The sequence below is a fragment of the Ruminococcus sp. MSJ-25 genome, assembly GCF_018917825.1.
GTDB lineage: Bacteria > Bacillota > Clostridia > Oscillospirales > Ruminococcaceae > Hominimerdicola > Hominimerdicola aceti.
Map to the genome: position 1 here is coordinate 25,456 of NZ_JAHLPI010000006.1, position 16,148 is coordinate 41,603.

The following is a 16,148-nucleotide window of genomic DNA, read 5'->3' on the forward strand; positions in this document are numbered from 1 at the left end:
TTAAAATTCTGAATGGAGGAAATAATATGTCAACTTATATGCCAAAAGCAGGCGACATTACTCGCACATGGTATATTCTCGACGCTGAAGGTCAGTCACTCGGTAGAGTTGCTGCTAAGGCTGCTCACATTCTTCGTGGCAAGCACAAGCCAACTTACGCACCACACGCTGACTGCGGCGACCATGTAATCATCATCAACACAGATAAGGCTGTTCTCACAGGCAAGAAGCTTGATCAGAAGTCTTACAAGTGGCACACAGGCTGGATCGGTGGTCTTAAGGAGATCAAGTATTCAGATATGATGGCTAATCAGTCAGACAGAGCTATGACAATTGCTGTTGAGGGTATGCTCCCTAACAACACACTTGGCAGAGCTGCTGCAAAGAGACTCAGAGTATACAAGGGTGCTGAGCATAACAATGCTGCTCAGAAGCCTGTTAAATACGAACTGTAAGGAAGGAGCAATTTAGATGTACGAATCAAAGCAGCCATATTTCTATGGCACAGGTAGAAGAAAACATTCTGTTGCCCGTGTTCGTGTTTACGAGGGTACAGGTAAGATCACAATCAACGGCAGAGACATTGACGATTACTTCGGTCTTGAGACACTCAAGCTCATCGTTCGTCAGCCATTTGCTGTAACAGATACAATGGATAAGTACGATATCGTTTGCACAGTAACAGGCGGTGGAGTAACAGGCCAGGCTGGTGCAATCAGACACGGTCTTTCAAGAGCTCTTCTTCAGGCTAGCGATGAGTTCAGACCTCTCCTCAAGAAGGAAGGCTTCCTCACTCGTGACCCAAGAATGAAGGAAAGAAAGAAGTACGGTCTCAAAGCCGCAAGACGTGCTCCACAGTTCTCCAAGAGATAATTTCATTCTCATTTATCAAACCGTTTCGCAGAAATGCGAAGCGGTTTTTTTTATACCCGATCCTAACTGTCAAAATGCACAACCAAAACATCTGTTCGTTGTCAATTTAGCTGAATATCCCCCTGCTTATTGTAAATAACAGCAAAATATGATATAATTATTACTGATAAATTAACTTTTAGGAGATAATTGCTATGACGAATGAATACATAAAACCGCCTGTTGAGATACGCTACAAAAATGAACTCGACGCCTTAAAAAGTGTTGATATTGGCAAAAAGCCTGAAAATTGGGTGCTGTCGCCAAAGGCTGTGCGAACATTTATATTAGGCGGAATCATCAAAACTGCCAATGGCAAAATGCAGATAAAGCGTAAATTTTATGGCAATGACGCACTTGTTGAGCGCTGTATAATCACCCTCGCTGGAAACCGTGGACTTATGCTGGTGGGTGAGCCAGGCACTGCTAAAACTATGCTCTCCGAGCTTCTCTCTGCTGCCTGCTGCGGCATAAGCACGAACACAGTTCAGGGTACGGCTGGAACTACCGAGGATATGATAAAATATAGCTGGAACTATGCCATGCTTCTTTCAAAAGGTCCTTGCCGTGAAGCCCTTGTGCCTGCTCCCCTGCTCATAGGCATGGAACAAGGCATTTTCGCACGATTTGAGGAAATAACTCGTACCCCTGCAGAAATCCAAGATAGCCTTATTTCTGTAATGAGCGACCAGATACTCAATATCCCTGAGCTTGAAAACGAAGGAATTGTTTTCGCCAAGCAAGGATTTAATATAATCGGTACTGCAAACACCCGTGATAAAGGCGTAAATGAAATGTCAGGTGCTTTGAAAAGACGTTTCAATTTTGAGACCGTCGAGCCTGTCCGTGACGTAAGGCTTGAAAAGGAGATCATTATCCGCGAAGCACAAGACCTTGCAAAAACAGGTCATATCGACCAGCCTATAGACACCGACGCTGCTGAACTTCTTGCTGTCACATATCATGAGCTTCGTGAGGGCGTTACCTCAGAGGGAACAAAGCTTGAAAGACCTAACGCTGTTATGAGTACAGCAGAAGCTGTGTCAGTTTTCTATCAGACTATGAGCAATGCATATTATTATGGTGACGGAAAAACTGATCTCAAAGAGCTTACGCAGAATCTTTTAGGAGCAGTTTGTAAGGAAAACAAAGACGACCTTGAAAAGCTCAAAAGCTATTTCAGGATCGCTGTTAAGGAAAAAAGTGCAAGTGAGGGAGGCATATGGACAGAATATCTGGATACAGCCAAGTATCTGAAATAATACCTTTTGACTATTCTCAGCCATTTCTGCTTTTTCCTGTAAGACACCACAGCCCTGTCTGCTCGTGGCAACTCATCAGAGCAATTAAAGAATATCAGCCCGATGTCATACTTATAGAGGGTCCTGAAAACGCCAATGATATGATAGGTGTGTTGACGGACGAGAGAACTAAGCTCCCTGCGGCTTTCTATTATTACTACAAGGACAGAAAAAAGCTCATCAGTGATGAAGCCGAGGACTATAAATGCTACTACCCTTTTATCTATGCTTCACCTGAGTATAACGCTCTGAAAATAGCCGCAGCCATGGATATAGAAGCACGCTTTATAGATCTTCCCTACAGCGAGATACTTATTACCACCGCAGAAAATAAAGGCCTGCGGAGTAATAAGGACAAACACAGCTACACTGATGACAGCAGACTTATATACAGCAAATTCTGCAAAAAGCTTTGCGAGAAAACAGATCTAAGGACCTTTGAAGAGTTCTGGGAGAAGTATTTTGAGATAGAGGGGCTCAGACTATCTGTACAAGATTTTGTACAGCAAATGTACACCTACTGCATTATCACACGAAATGACGAAACAGAAGATGATCTTGCGGCAGACGGCACTCTTGCAAGAGAAAACCATATGGCTCTGCGTATCAAAGAAGCACTTAAAGATAACAAAAAAGTCCTTGCTGTAACAGGCGGATTCCACAGTTTGGGACTTTATGAACTTTTGAAAAGTGACAATATCCAAAAAGAAAAGCTTCACAAGCTCTCTCAAAAAGATGAGGGCTGTTTCCCCGTAGCTTATTCTTATGAAGCAGCAGACGCTCTCAGTGGATATGCCTCTGGTATCCAGCGTCCTTATTTTTATGATTGCGTGATGAACAAGCTAATCCACTGCAATGACCCGGCAGGTGTTTACAGCGACACAGTTCTTGACCTGCTCATAGGTACAGTGAGAGCCTGTGATAAACATGATATCCCAGTGTCAATGGCTGACGCTTCCGCAGCGCAGTCTATGATGAGTGGACTTGCCGCACTTCGTGGCTGTCATGAATGTGGACTTTACGAGCTTGAGGACGCCATAACCTCGTCATTTATCAAGGGAGAGAAAACAATATCCTCCGCCCTGCCTATCGACCTTATGCACAAACTTGCCACAGGCGACAAGACAGGTCATATAGGTGATATAAACCACGTTCCTCCGCTTATCGCTGATTTTGAAGAACAGTGCAAAAAGTTTCGACTTAAAATAAAAACAGTAACTCCTAATAAAGCGGAAGTTTCACTTTTTACCACTGCAAACGGCATGGAACTAAGCAGATTTTTCCATAGAATGGTGTTTCTAGGCACATACTTTGCCCAGCGAACAAAAGGACCTGATTTACATAGGCGAAAAGACAGAAGCCGTGTCCGTGAAGAATGGGCATACAAAAAAGTTCCTGCCACAGACGTTGCACTCATAGACCATACTGCCGACGGCTTCACCATTGAAGAAGCCTGCCGCACCTGTGCTTCAAGAACACTTCGCCACGAAAAGCACTGTGATGTTGCGGCGCATATCCTTGTGGACTGCTTCCAAATGGGCTTAGAACTCTCTGATGATGACAAAGCTTGTGCCGAGAACATTCTTAACTCAGACGGTGACTTTTTCTCTGTAGGCAGAGGTCTAAGGCATTTTATAACTCTTATGGAACTCCAACAGCTTTATAATACCGAGTTTTCCGCCGCAGAAAATTGTGCAAAGCGGTGCATGACAAGGATAATCACAGCACTGCCTGATATGGCGTCGGTGAAAGACGACCACATTGCAGAATGTGCAGCGATAATGTACGCAATGCAGAAAGCTGTCACTGACGGCTTTAGAGAATATCGTCAGGACTATGAAAACGCCCTGCTTTCCCTCTGCGGCAAATCTGATAAAGACCCATTTGTTTACGGCACAGCACTTGGCATACTTTATGCCTTTGACCCCCACCGCCGCAAGCTTGCTGAACAGGCAATGTCAAGCTATCTCAAAGGCGACAGGAATGTTCAGATACAAGGAGCGGAGTTCCTTCACGGACTTTTCAATGCCGCCCGTGATATCATCATGACGGACGATTCTTTCATCAGAATGACAGACACGCTTATCTGCGGACTTGACTATGACGATTTTATAGAGATACTTCCCTCCATGAAGCTTGCTTTCAGTTGTTTCACCCCCTATGAAATACAGCAAACAGCCACCGCTGTCGCAAAGCTTTATGACGCTGACAGTGCTGAGCTTCTTGTGAAAAAACCTATAAACGAAAGGCTATACAGCTTCGGTGGGGAAATAGATAAAGAGATAGTCAAACTTTTGTCTGAGGAGGAAAAGCCATGACAGATGAAAACAAAGCCATATCCGTCAACCGCTGGCGGCTCGTGCTGGGCGGAATGTCTGACAAAAGCCTTTCCTTTACCGGTGACAAAGCAGAGATAATAACGTTTCAGGATATGGAAAAGCTACTCGATTATCTCTATAGCCGTGCGCAAGGTGACGATGTAAGGAACGAGAACAGCAGGCAAGGCGGTCAGGGTGGCAGTGTGCTAAACGCCGCAGAATGGATAACAAAAGTCAGAACGCTTTTTCCAAAGCAGACCGCCGATGTGCTTGAACGTCAAGCTTTGGAAAGGTTCAACATGACCGAGCTTCTTACCGATAAAAAGGTTCTTGAAGAAATGAAGCCAGATATAGCACTGCTTAAAACTATCATTCAGCTCAAACATCTCATGAACGGCGAGGTGTTGCAGGCGGCTGTAAAAATAGCAAAACAGGTGGCAGACGATATCAAACAAAAGCTTGATATGACCATAAAGCGAAGCCTTACAGGCAGGCTTGATAAAAACACATCGTCAGTTATGAAATGCTCTGCAAACCTCGATTTCAAAAAGACTATCCGCCGAAACCTGAAAAACTATGACAAAGCAAGCAATCAGCTTATACTTAAAGATATCTATTTCAGTGGACGTGTGAAAAAGCATAACAAAAAGCGCATTATCATAGCCATAGACGAAAGCGGTTCAATGCTCGGTTCAGTCATCTATAGTGCAGTAATGGCGCAGATAATTTCCGAACTGCCATTTGCAGAGGTGAAGCTCATCATATTTGATACAAGCATCGTTGACCTCTCAGACCATGCAGACGACCCTGCTCAGACAATAATGAGCGTTCAGCTTGGGGGAGGAACAGATATTGCAAAAGCCCTTTCCTACTGCGAAAGCCTTATCGTTACGCCCCGTGACACTTGTGTTATTGTGGTGACAGACCTTTACGAGGGCGGCAGTGAAGCACAGCTTATGAACGTCAGCAAAAATATAATCACAAGCGGCGCACATCTCTCATTCCTTACCGCCCTTGATGAAAATGCCGACCCTGCCTATGACAAGGCGACAGGTCAGAAGCTTGCAGATATTGGCTCATTCGTTGGCGGTCTTACCCCTGATAAGCTTGGGGATTACATCGGAAAAATATTTGCATAGGAGATGACATCTTGGACGTAATCGATAAACAGCTTGCCATTGCAAACGAACAAACGCTTATTGAGCTTTCAAACAAGGGCATTTACAAACGTGCGTTGAAGGAATCCAAAAACATGACCCTTTCGGCTGAAAAAATCCATGAATGTTACATAGTAAAATTAGACGGTGAAACCTGCACCATAAAATCACCACTTGATGAAAGTCAATGCACTTGTGTTTCAAGAGGAATGTGCAGGCACATTATCACGGCCATACTGCTTTTGAAAGCACAGCTTCCACAGTACGACGGCGAGGATATCACTCCAGAGGTCATAACCTCCGAGCCTCAACAAGCAGAAATTGAACTTCCCGACCAACCTGAAATAAATTCGCTTTCTCAGGATACCCAGAAAAAGATAAAAGGATGTGCCGAACAGTGCATGAAAATAATGTCTGGAATATTTACCCGAGGTCTTGTAAGAGCCGAAGAGAGCGACCCCGATAATTTTGAGCTTGCCGCAGTTTCCTGCCACGCTTTGAGAATGGCTGAGGCAGAAAGACAAATGCGTGAACTTGGCAGCCGACTTAAAGACTGTGTTTCAAGGCGAGCTTCATTCAGCCCGCAGGTATTCACTCACAAAATGTTTGAATATGCGGACAGCATGAACAAGCTTATAAAAGCCGACATCACAGAAGAAATGCTCGGCACCTTCCGCAGAGAATACACCGACTATGAGGGGGCGCTCCAACTCCTGCCTATAGGCACAAGAAATGTCAGTGGCGAATACACTGGCTGTATCTACTATTTTCTAAATAAAGACAGAACATCTCACCAGCGCTTTCTAACCTACAGTGATCTGCGCCCCACTTTCTATGAAAAAAAGTCAAGACGATTTGCCGAAAGCACAACTGTATGGGATCTTGACAGCTCCCTAAACAACTATATGCACACGGAACTAAAACTAAAAAACGCCAAGGTGAGCATGGGTCATTTGTCCTCATCGTCAAAGACCAACGCCATAGGCGCAGGTCCTGCACAGCTAAACTGTTTTGCCCTCCGTGAGCTTATTGTCAGCGATTTCAAAGAGCTTGCGGAAAAGATCTCCGCAAGCAAAAGTGACGAGGAGACCGACCGACTTTATTTCGTTCACCCCAAAGAGTGCGTCGCTTCATATTTTGACAAGCACACTCAACAGCAGATTTTTATTATAAAAGACGGCTGTGATAGACAAATATCCGTCACCGCAAAATACACAGCAGAAAATCGTGAATTTATTTCCACGCTTGAAACCATAGGTGGCAAAATGCTAAAAGAAAAGCACAAAAACTACGTCCTGCTGGCACAGGGGTATATCGACCACGGCAGGCTAACGCTTTTCCCAATAGAGGTCTATGATTTTATTGATCCGCCTGACAATGTTCCTGTACCTGTCGAGAATGATACAGACCAAGACTATGGAATGTGTAGTGAGCTTCTTGACACCACCGAAGAAACCGACAAGAGGATAGTCACGGCAATGGAGTGCGGAGTGAACTCTGTTATCGCAGACGAACACGCTCAAAGCATACGCCAATGCGGACTTGAAGAACTTGCAAAACGTTATGAATGCTTCACAAAGCTGTGCGAAAATGCAAGACACACCACCGCAGACAAAAGCCTTGATATCTTCACCGCCGCAGGCAACACAATGCGGTATATCAGACTTTGCACACAAAAATTAGCACTATTCAGTGCGATAAATAATATGGAGGAGAAAAAATGATCTACAACGAAAGCACCAAAAGCTTTATAAAGCTTGAAACCGCCCTAAAGGAGCTTGGTTTTGACCAGCAGACCATAGACCTTGCCCTTGAATATCTTGACATCACAAAGCCAAGAAACAATGACCTGATGAGAAAAATTATAACAAGATACTATCCAAAACTCATGCAGTATAGTTATCGTGAAAAGCTTATCAAAGCTGTAAAAAGTGAGATATCAAATTCAGATAGTGAGGAGCTTAAAGACCGTTATATTATTTTCAGTTCAATGGCAACGGGTCCATATTTCCGATATATGACAGAAGCGCTGTCTGGCAATGCCTATATATATTCCGAAAACAAAGCCATGTATATGAAGCCGCTCACTGATTTTTATGGTGAGAACGCAGAAGCAGTCTGGATATCAACAGAGATATCACACAGATCAGATCAATCCATACACTACGTTTTCACTGTAAATCCTATCTATTCCGCAGATGTTGCTATAAGGACATTCAAATACGTTAGCCCTGACGATATCATAGCACAGCTTCTCCTGTGCGTTTACGCATTGGACGCAACCGAGCTGCCTAAAAAGAGCCTGCTCGGCAAAACAAAAATTCCTGATACAGCCGAAATTGCCATAAAAAAGCTTTGCGAAGTAGTCGAAAAAAAGCCCAAAACAACTACAGCCGTTTTCTGTCTTTTTCTTGCCGCATATGCAGAAGCGTCATATTTTGCAAAAGAATATCGTGCATTTTTTGATAAGAACATTGTGAAATACTGCGACGATCTTACCCAAGGGCTGATATATATGAAGCTTTCCACCAACAGGATATTCGACCTTATCGAAGCTCAACCACAGTGTCTTACAGATAGATACATTCTGCACTTTGTCAAATTACCTGACAAAAACGGAAACTACCCTGTGCAAATGGTAAAGCTCGCAAAAGATCACCCCAATATCTTCATACAAACAATGAAGAACGCTCGCTTTGATCTAGGCATAATAATGGAGAAAATGCTCAAAGCCACTGACCCGAATTATGATGCAAAGGCAGTAGGTCTTAAAGCCGCCCAGCAGGAACATATCTCAAAAAATATAGCCGAGCATTTCAAACACCGTGACGAGATATACGCATATATCACAGGCAAAGCCGAATTAGACACCATACTCCCTTTTGCAGACGAAGAATCCTGTAATGGCGGACATCAGAATATGAATTATGTTGGCGAATATGGCGAGGACGATTTTATAATCCGCTGTATCGCCGCCCTTTCCATAGGTGCTACAAAGGATACGAACGACCCGCTCAAGCTTATAGACAGAGAACTTCAACATGATACCGAGTTCACCGTCCGTGCAATGATAAAAGCAGGACTGCCTATTGAGATAATCATACGGGCACTGGGCTGGCAGACAGAGAACTCTTACTTCAAAGAGGATATTATCAAAAAGATCACGGCTATCATGCCTGAATTTAAAGACAAAGCCGCCATTATCGACGTAAGTAAAATGGCTGTGTCCAGCCGACTTTTGTATATAAGGCTTCTTGATATCGCAGACAGCAACAAGTACAAAGACGAGTTTTTCAAACTTTGCGATGATAACAGCAAGGTGATAAAAGCAGAGCTTGTGAAAGTTATATCCGCCCACAAGGATTGGCACGATGAAGTTTGCAAACTTCTTGCTCAGAAAAAATCAGCCAAGCGTGAAACTGCACTTATGATAATTGAAAATCAAGGTGCTGACGCCTACCGCACAGAGCTTGAAAAAGCCTATGCCACAGAAAAATCCGACAAACTCAAATCGAAAATATCTGAACTTTTGGGCAGCGAAGCAAAGCCTGCCGAAATATCAGATGAAGACATTGTGACTGCGCTCACCAAAGGAACAAAAAGCAAGAAAGTTCTCTGGCTTTTTGAACAGCCTTTTGCACCTGTTCACTTCACCGATGATACAGCCACTGAGGATATCTATTTGCAGGCTCTCCTGCTTACATATGCAAACGCCAACGAAGGTACCCTCCCACCCGAGGGCAAGACACTTGCCCAGAAGCTCAAAGCTGACGAGCTTGAAACATTCGCCCTTGAAGTCTTGAGCCGCTGGCTTGAAAAAGGTGCAGAAGCGAAAACAAAGTGGACAATGTATTTTGCGGCCATTTACGGCGGTGATGAAGCAATAAATTGCCTGACGGATTACATAAAAGAATGGTCGAAACAGTCATTAAATATGCGTGTTGCCCTTGCGGTTAAAGCCGTCAATGCCGTAGCTCTGAACGGCAGTTCCTATGCACTTATGACTGTAGACAATATTTCAAGAAAATATAAGAGTCGTGCGGTCAGAGCAGCCGCAGTTGACGCACTTGCCAATGCCGCTAAACAGCTTGGCTTGACAACGCAGGAGCTTGCGGACAAGATAGTACCTGACATGGGCTTTGACGAGAAAATGTGCCGCACCTTTGATTTTGGGAGCAGAAAATTCTCCGTTTATCTCACTCCACAGCTCGATATAGAAATATTCGAGGGCGAGAAAAAGCTTAAAAATCTCCCTAAAATAGGCGTTAATGACGACCCTGCCCTTGCAGAAAAGGCTACTGCTGATTTCAAGGAAATGAAAAAGCAAATGAAAACTGTTATTAGCGCACAGAAACAGCGTCTTGAATATGTGCTTATGCTTGACCGTAAGTGGTCAGCAGAAGCTTGGAAAGCTCTCTTTGTAAAAAATCCTCTCATGCACTGCTTTGCGATAGGTCTTATATGGGGTATTTACGAAAATGGCTGCCTTAAAACTTCGTTCCGTTATCTTGACGACGGCAGCTTTACAAACTCAGATGATGATGAGATAGAGCTGTCCGAGGTTATGCAGATAGGGCTTGTTCACCCGCTGGAGCTTACTGAACATGAAAAAGAAGCTTGGCTGGAACAGCTTGATGATTACGAGATAATACAGCCATTCGACCAGCTAAGAAGAAAGGTATACAAAGTAGCGGAAAGCGATAAGAATAAGACCGCCTGCGAGATCTTTAAGAATACCGAGATAACGAACACCACTCTAGTCAACCGCATGACCAAAGCAGGCTGGTATAAAGGTCAGGCACAGGACGCAGGCTTTTTCTATGAGTTCATAAGAAATGATATCTCAGGCAAGGAGAAAGATCCTGACGGCAAGCTCGTCAACATAGGCATGACCGCCGAGCTTAAATTCTCAGGAACATACATCGGGTATTACGAGATAGAGGACGTGACCGTGGAAGAGCTTTACTTCCGACTTCCCGACGCTGCATACAATGACAACATGAAACTTGGCGATGTCAATCCAAGATACTACAGCGAAGTTGTCTTACAACTTAAAAAAGCTATAAACAAGTAGGCATAACAAAAGGCAGTTCTGATTTTTTCAGAGCTGCCTTTTGCTTATTTATTTTCCACAGGAAGTCCGTGATCTCCTGCAATGTGTCTGCCTGCCTTGTTCACACAATATATGCAAACAGGAACTATGTATAAGCAAGCCGCTATCCATGCCGCCTGATCTGTGAAGCAGATTGCAAGATAACCGAATTTCGGAACAAATATCATACTTACAGAAATTCGAGCTATCATTTCCGTCACTCCTGAGAATATAGCAAGTCCAGAATATCCAAGACCCTGCGTACACATTCTGCAAGTGTTGAGTATACCGAGCGTCCAATAGAAAAAGCCTGCGTAGAAAAGATATTTGGCTGAAGCAGTAAGCACTGCTGCGTCTGACTTATTCACAAAGATAAGCGAAAGCTCTCTGCCAAAGAATATAAGTACAATCCCGGCTATTACTCCATATGTCATGCCAACGCCAACTCCAATGCGTATACCTTTTTTGATACGCTTGAGATTTCCTGCACCGAGATTTTGGCTTGCAAAAACAGATGCACCTGTTGCAAAAGCGTCATATGGACACATTGTGAACTGCTTTATCCTTGCCCCAGCAGTGAATCCTGACACATAAATGCTTCCAAGCTTGTTGTTAGCCGACTGCATGACCATTGAGCCAATAGCCGTTATGGAATATTGAAGTCCCATAGGAAAGCCCATTATTATAAGGTTCAGCACCGCAGGCTTTGACATCACTCTGTCCTCTTTGGTAAGTTTCAGCACACTGACCTTTTTCATGATAAATACAGCACATAGTATTCCGCTTATCGCCTGAGCAACAACAGTAGCGATAGCCGCACCCATGCAGCCCCACCTGAACACGATAACACACACAAGGTCAAGTGCAATGTTCAAAACCGTTGATATAGCAAGAAATACAAATGGCGTTTTGCTGTCGCCAACAGAACGCAATACGCTTGAAAGCAGGTTATACAAAAGTGTGAACGGTATGCCAAGAAATATCACCAGAAGATATTTATATGCGTCATCAAAAATATTCGACGGAGTTGAAAGAAGCTTCAATATCTCACTACAAAGCACCGCACAAACTGTGGTCAAAACAAACGCAGTAACGGCGGTTATAACAATAGAATTGTAAAAATACTGTTTCAGCTTTTTTATGTCCCCTGCTCCGAAATGCCTTGCAATAGGCACGCCAAAGCCGCAGGCTGTTCCCATGCAGAAACCAAGCACCAAAAACTGCACACTGCTTGAAGCTCCGACACTTGCAAGAGCGTCAGAACCAAGAAATCTTCCCACGATGGCAGCGTCGATAAGATTGTATGTCTGCTGCAACAAATTTCCTAAAAGCAGAGGAAGTGCAAAGCTCATTATAAGCTTGAACGGACTGCCCGTTGTCATGTTTTTTGTCATTACTTTTCCTCCAAAAATCTAACTATTACATTTATCATCTTTAATTTTTACTATCACATTCTATCATCAATATATGAAAAAATCTATAACACAAATTAAATTTACTTTTGTGATTTGTTGGTTTACAATAGATGTGTTACGAAACGTATCACATCTATTTTTTATGCCTAAATCTGAGAAAATCGGAAGTAGGTATGCAGGGGGTAAAGGTTAGTATTACCCTTTACCCCCTATCGCACAATCGCACAAGCAGGCAGTTAGGCAAGTAAACACGCCGTTTACGGCTGTGCGGTCATATGCAAAAACAATCGCACACGCACAAACATAATCGCACAGGGGTGATAAATAATGCCGAAACAGTCTTGTAATTGGTGTTTTACAATAAATAATCCGTCAAAGGTCAAGACCTGTGGAGAAAAGGATAAATTCAAAGACCTTACGTTTGATACTGATGAAAAGGTGATAAACTTCATTATGCAGTATGAGGAAGTAAACTATTACGTCTTTCAGCGTGAACGAGGTCACAACGAGAATACCGAACATATTCAAGGCTTTATCCAATTTAAAAACCGCAAGCGTGGCACTACCTTGCAGAATATGTTTCCACCACAGTTCTTTCACGGAGAGTTCGCCAACGGCACAGCACAACAAGCAAGCGACTATTGCAAGAAGTCAGATACTCGCATAGGCGATGTGCAGGAGTGGGGCGAACTGCGTGTAACAAAAGGCGGTAAGCAACTTACAAATGAGGATATTCTACAACGTATAAAAGAAGGTGCTGACGATATCCGACTTCTTGAAGAATTTCCGCAACTTTGGAATCAAATTGACCGCCTGCAAAAAGTCCGTGATTTATACGTCTTTGATAAATGGCGGAATGTGTTCCGTGATGTTCAGGTCACATATATCTGTGGACAATCGGGAACAGGTAAAACAAGAAGTGTTATGGAGCAATACGGCTATGATAAAGTTTATCGTATCACTGACTATAAACACCCCTTTGACAGCTACCACGGTCAAGATGTTATTGTCTTCGAGGAGTTCAGAAACAGCCTTCCAATTGATAATATGCTTAACTACCTTGACGGTTACCCTCTTGAACTTCCTGCAAGATATATGAATAGGATAGCTTGTTTTACAAAGGTGTACATCATATCAAATTGGAATTTTGAAGAACAGTACACCGCTATTCAGCACAAGTATTATGAAACGTGGAACGCCTTTGTTAGACGTATTGACAAGATAGTTACATATAAAGACGGCATGATTTTTGAGGAAACAGACCTCAAATCATATAATTTGAAGTATAATCTTGAAAAAGATGAAAACTTACAACCATAATGAAAGGACGAATGAAAATGAAAAACTATGACAATCCGAAAATGTTCCGTGATGAGGCAGACAGCCTTGAAAGGTTTGTGCTTTCCCACCAATTCCTCAAGTCGTATCTTGACAGCTATAATATTCATATGGCTAAATATTTTCTTAGCGGTGAATATGAGTGTCGGAAAAAGGCTCTTTACTTCAAAAAGAAAATACAATCGTGCTAGTTGTACAATCTGCACAAAAAAACGCCCTTAAAAAATATAAACATACGAAAAAGCTTGATTTGTATTGACATTTCGCGTGATGTGTTGTAATATCTAAACATAGCAAAGAGTACAAATAATTGTACAGTAAATGAAAGGAGTGTACGTTTATGTACATAATCAAAGGTTTTAAGAAAAATTCTGGAACGCTTAAAAACGGCAAGCCGTGGGATAACTACACGTTGTTTTGCCTTAAAGAAGAAAATGGCGTAACAGGATATGCCGTGCAGGCTGTGAAAGTTCCTACAAAGATATTGCATGACACTTTTCCCGACAGTTCCGCACTTATCGACACTGCAATCAAAGTCAACTATGAAATCAGAACTTACGGCGGACAGGATAAGGCTGTTGTTGTAGGTATTGATATACTTTAATCAATGAAAGGAGAAATATTCAATGGGTGCTTCACTTCTTGCTGATGATGTCGCAATTACAAGCGGTATCAGCACAATTACATCAGTTGTAAGTCAGGTTTGGACAACAATGACAGGCAATCCGCTTGTAATGGCATTTGTCGGTGCTTCACTTCTCGGTGTTGGCATCGGTGTTGTAAGAAAGCTTACAAAGGGTAAAGCTTAATTTTTTCGTGTACAACCGCTTGGGGGCGGAGCGTCTGCTCCGTCCTCTATTTTTATCGAAAGGAGAAAACAAAATGAAAACTAAACTACGGCGGTTCACCGCTGTTTTGTCCGCTATGCTGTGTATGATATGCTGTGTATTGTCTGCTGTTCCTGCGTTTGCTGATGATACAGTAACTAAAAACGATTTATCAAGTGTTAAATGGTCTTTTGTTGATAGTCCTCTTAAAATTCCTCATTTTCAAGAAGTATATGATAATTTTAAGTCATTGATATCTAAAACCTATAATTATATTGCTGTTTATGGTAAAAAATCTGACGGCACATCAGAAACTAATATTCTTTATTTTGACCCTACCGCTATTGCATATTATAGCTTTACAAATAATCAATTTTTGTTTGGTTCAAATTATGAGTATGATTCACAACGTCTTTTATTCAAATTCGATTCCTCTGATAATAAAACTGAATCTGTTGGTTATGGCGGTTGGAATGTTACAAAACCTAGTGGCTTTTCAAAACCTGAATGTCGTGCATTAATTAGTCTTAATGACTATGTTCAATCAACAGTTAAAGTTTATTTCCATACAAAAGTATATGATTTTGATAACATAGAAAACGAGTTAGAACCCCCCGACCCTAACGCTCCTATTGTTCCATTTTCCGTTCAGTATTCCCCTACACTCTGTAAAGAGATGTCTAACAAAATTTATTATCCGTCAAAAGGCGGTGCAAATGCTGACAGTAGTGGACTTGTAGAGGACGAGAATTATAATCTTTCGGTAAAGGTCAAGCTTACTGATGATTTTCTGAAAAAGACTGCCGTACAAAATGGCTATCTTGAATACAGTTATCAGTATACTTTGTTTATTGTTCCGTCTCAGTTTAAAGACAGTGATATTAAAACTATGTCTGATAAGGCTATTTATACCGCTGTCAACAAGTCACAATTTCTATACACGGGAAATGAGCGGTTAGATATAGACCATAGTCAAACAAGTGAGCCTGCAACTGATATTGATACTTCCAAAGATGTAGATAACCAATGGGCTAATGCTAATGGTATTACGAATTGTTTTTATATTCCTCGTGACGGAAGTAAATCAACTACTTCAACAGTAAACATTGATTTACATACTGTTAATTGGTCTAAATACGATTATGACAGCTATAATATTGTTGTTCTTTCACACGTTATTCGCAAAACTGAATATGGTTGGACGGCATACCCCTATTATTTCACTTCTGATTGTGAGGACCTTTCAAAAGAAAGTAAAAAAGAGTACCCTATAAAGGCTAATGCTGATGATCCTACCAAGTATGATAATGTTGAGTTGTATGATTACTATACTGTTGTTTCTGATGATTTTAGCCTTAAAGATATTCCCGAATATGTTCAGCAGACTTGTGACGGCACAACTATTGACCAAAATTCACCGCTTGACTTTAAGAACAAAGCTGACACTGTTCAGGACTATGAACTTTGGAAAAATGGTGAAAAGAAAAATCAAGATGACTTTGATGACTACAAAAAGCAAAAGCAACAGGCTGAAAACTTCTCCAATGTTAATTTCGGTATAGATGATATATCGTCTATATTTAACGGCACATCAAGCTTTTATAAGTTTCTTACTGCAAGTATAAGTATTCTTCCACCATATTTTCTTTTAATCTTAGGTGCGTTTTTTGTTACAATGCTTGCAATCTGTGTTGTAAAATGGGTATTAAAGTAGGAGGTGCTTATGAGCTTTTTCACTATTATGCAAACTGTTTTCAATTCGCTATTAAGGCTTATGGCTTTCAAAAT

The 16,148-nt window shown here is 42.0% G+C and carries 13 protein-coding genes; 12 read left to right on the forward strand and 1 reads right to left on the reverse strand.

The window, feature by feature from the left end; all coding sequences use genetic code 11:
• Positions 1-26 precede the first annotated feature (26 nt).
• From rplM to KQH97_RS01810, 7 genes are all read left to right on the forward strand, one after another.
• The gene (rplM, locus tag KQH97_RS01780) at positions 27-455 is read left to right on the forward strand and encodes a 50S ribosomal protein L13 (protein WP_022287500.1); all 429 of its coding nucleotides are present in this window, start codon (positions 27-29) and stop codon (positions 453-455) included.
• A gap of 16 nt (positions 456-471) precedes the next feature.
• A complete protein-coding gene (rpsI, locus tag KQH97_RS01785; protein WP_041337331.1) occupies positions 472-873 on the forward strand; it encodes a 30S ribosomal protein S9 in 402 nt (133 codons plus the stop codon).
• 194 nt (positions 874-1,067) lie between these two features.
• Entirely contained in the window at positions 1,068-2,174 is a 1,107-nt protein-coding gene (locus KQH97_RS01790) for an AAA family ATPase (protein WP_216552350.1), read from the forward strand.
• Positions 2,135-4,531: a DUF5682 family protein gene (locus KQH97_RS01795; protein ID WP_216552351.1), complete on the forward strand. Its 2,397-nt coding sequence runs from the start codon at positions 2,135-2,137 to the stop codon at positions 4,529-4,531. Before KQH97_RS01790 ends, KQH97_RS01795 begins: the two co-directional genes overlap by 40 nt.
• Positions 4,528-5,670, forward strand: a complete 1,143-nt coding sequence (locus KQH97_RS01800; protein ID WP_216552352.1) for a VWA domain-containing protein — start codon at positions 4,528-4,530, stop codon at positions 5,668-5,670. The genes KQH97_RS01795 and KQH97_RS01800 overlap by 4 nt, the downstream gene beginning before the upstream one ends.
• Positions 5,671-5,681: 11 nt before the next feature.
• Positions 5,682-7,412 (forward strand): hypothetical protein, encoded by a 1,731-nt coding sequence (locus KQH97_RS01805; protein ID WP_216552353.1) that lies wholly within the window; start codon positions 5,682-5,684, stop codon positions 7,410-7,412.
• On the forward strand, positions 7,409-10,762 hold the full coding sequence (locus KQH97_RS01810) for a DUF4132 domain-containing protein (RefSeq protein ID WP_216552354.1): 3,354 nt from the start codon (positions 7,409-7,411) through the stop codon (positions 10,760-10,762). The genes KQH97_RS01805 and KQH97_RS01810 overlap by 4 nt, the downstream gene beginning before the upstream one ends.
• 44 nt (positions 10,763-10,806) lie before the next feature.
• Here the strand turns inward: KQH97_RS01810 and KQH97_RS01815 are convergent, their stop codons facing one another.
• Complete coding sequence (locus KQH97_RS01815) at positions 10,807-12,174, reverse strand: MATE family efflux transporter (RefSeq protein ID WP_216552355.1); 1,368 nt, start codon at positions 12,172-12,174, stop codon at positions 10,807-10,809.
• Between the two features lie 348 nt (positions 12,175-12,522).
• Between KQH97_RS01815 and KQH97_RS01820 the strand changes: the two genes are divergently transcribed.
• The 5 genes from KQH97_RS01820 to KQH97_RS01840 all read left to right on the forward strand — a co-directional run bounded on the left by KQH97_RS01820 (position 12,523) and on the right by KQH97_RS01840 (position 16,074).
• Complete coding sequence (locus tag KQH97_RS01820) at positions 12,523-13,515, forward strand: replication protein (RefSeq protein ID WP_186491971.1); 993 nt, start codon at positions 12,523-12,525, stop codon at positions 13,513-13,515.
• A 17-nt stretch (positions 13,516-13,532) separates the two neighbouring features.
• Positions 13,533-13,724: a hypothetical protein gene (locus tag KQH97_RS01825; RefSeq protein WP_186491970.1), complete on the forward strand. Its 192-nt coding sequence runs from the start codon at positions 13,533-13,535 to the stop codon at positions 13,722-13,724.
• Positions 13,725-13,873: 149 nt separating this feature from the next.
• Positions 13,874-14,137 carry a hypothetical protein gene (locus tag KQH97_RS01830; RefSeq protein ID WP_216552357.1) on the forward strand — a complete coding sequence of 88 codons (264 nt, stop codon included), beginning with the start codon at positions 13,874-13,876 and terminating at the stop codon, positions 14,135-14,137.
• A gap of 22 nt (positions 14,138-14,159) precedes the next feature.
• On the forward strand, positions 14,160-14,342 hold the full coding sequence (locus KQH97_RS01835; RefSeq protein WP_118164627.1) for a hypothetical protein: 183 nt from the start codon (positions 14,160-14,162) through the stop codon (positions 14,340-14,342).
• Positions 14,343-14,415: 73 nt separating this feature from the next.
• Positions 14,416-16,074, forward strand: coding sequence for a hypothetical protein (locus KQH97_RS01840; RefSeq protein WP_216552359.1), 1,659 nt, complete (start codon positions 14,416-14,418; stop codon positions 16,072-16,074).
• The last annotated feature ends 74 nt before the right edge of the window (positions 16,075-16,148 follow it).

Bases quoted from the DNA above. Each gene is read 5' to 3' on its own strand.
- rplM (WP_022287500.1), top strand. From the start codon at position 27: ATGTCAACTTATATGCCAAAAGCAGGCGACATTACTCGCACATGGTAT.
- rpsI (WP_041337331.1), top strand. From the start codon at position 472: ATGTACGAATCAAAGCAGCCATATTTCTATGGCACAGGTAGAAGAAAA.
- KQH97_RS01790 (WP_216552350.1), top strand. From the start codon at position 1,068: ATGACGAATGAATACATAAAACCGCCTGTTGAGATACGCTACAAAAAT.
- KQH97_RS01795 (WP_216552351.1), top strand. From the start codon at position 2,135: ATGGACAGAATATCTGGATACAGCCAAGTATCTGAAATAATACCTTTT.
- KQH97_RS01800 (WP_216552352.1), top strand. From the start codon at position 4,528: ATGACAGATGAAAACAAAGCCATATCCGTCAACCGCTGGCGGCTCGTG.
- KQH97_RS01810 (WP_216552354.1), top strand. From the start codon at position 7,409: ATGATCTACAACGAAAGCACCAAAAGCTTTATAAAGCTTGAAACCGCC.
- KQH97_RS01815 (WP_216552355.1), bottom strand. From the start codon at position 12,174: ATGACAAAAAACATGACAACGGGCAGTCCGTTCAAGCTTATAATGAGC.
- KQH97_RS01820 (WP_186491971.1), top strand. From the start codon at position 12,523: ATGCCGAAACAGTCTTGTAATTGGTGTTTTACAATAAATAATCCGTCA.
- KQH97_RS01825 (WP_186491970.1), top strand. From the start codon at position 13,533: ATGAAAAACTATGACAATCCGAAAATGTTCCGTGATGAGGCAGACAGC.
- KQH97_RS01830 (WP_216552357.1), top strand. From the start codon at position 13,874: ATGTACATAATCAAAGGTTTTAAGAAAAATTCTGGAACGCTTAAAAAC.
- KQH97_RS01835 (WP_118164627.1), top strand. From the start codon at position 14,160: ATGGGTGCTTCACTTCTTGCTGATGATGTCGCAATTACAAGCGGTATC.
- KQH97_RS01840 (WP_216552359.1), top strand. From the start codon at position 14,416: ATGAAAACTAAACTACGGCGGTTCACCGCTGTTTTGTCCGCTATGCTG.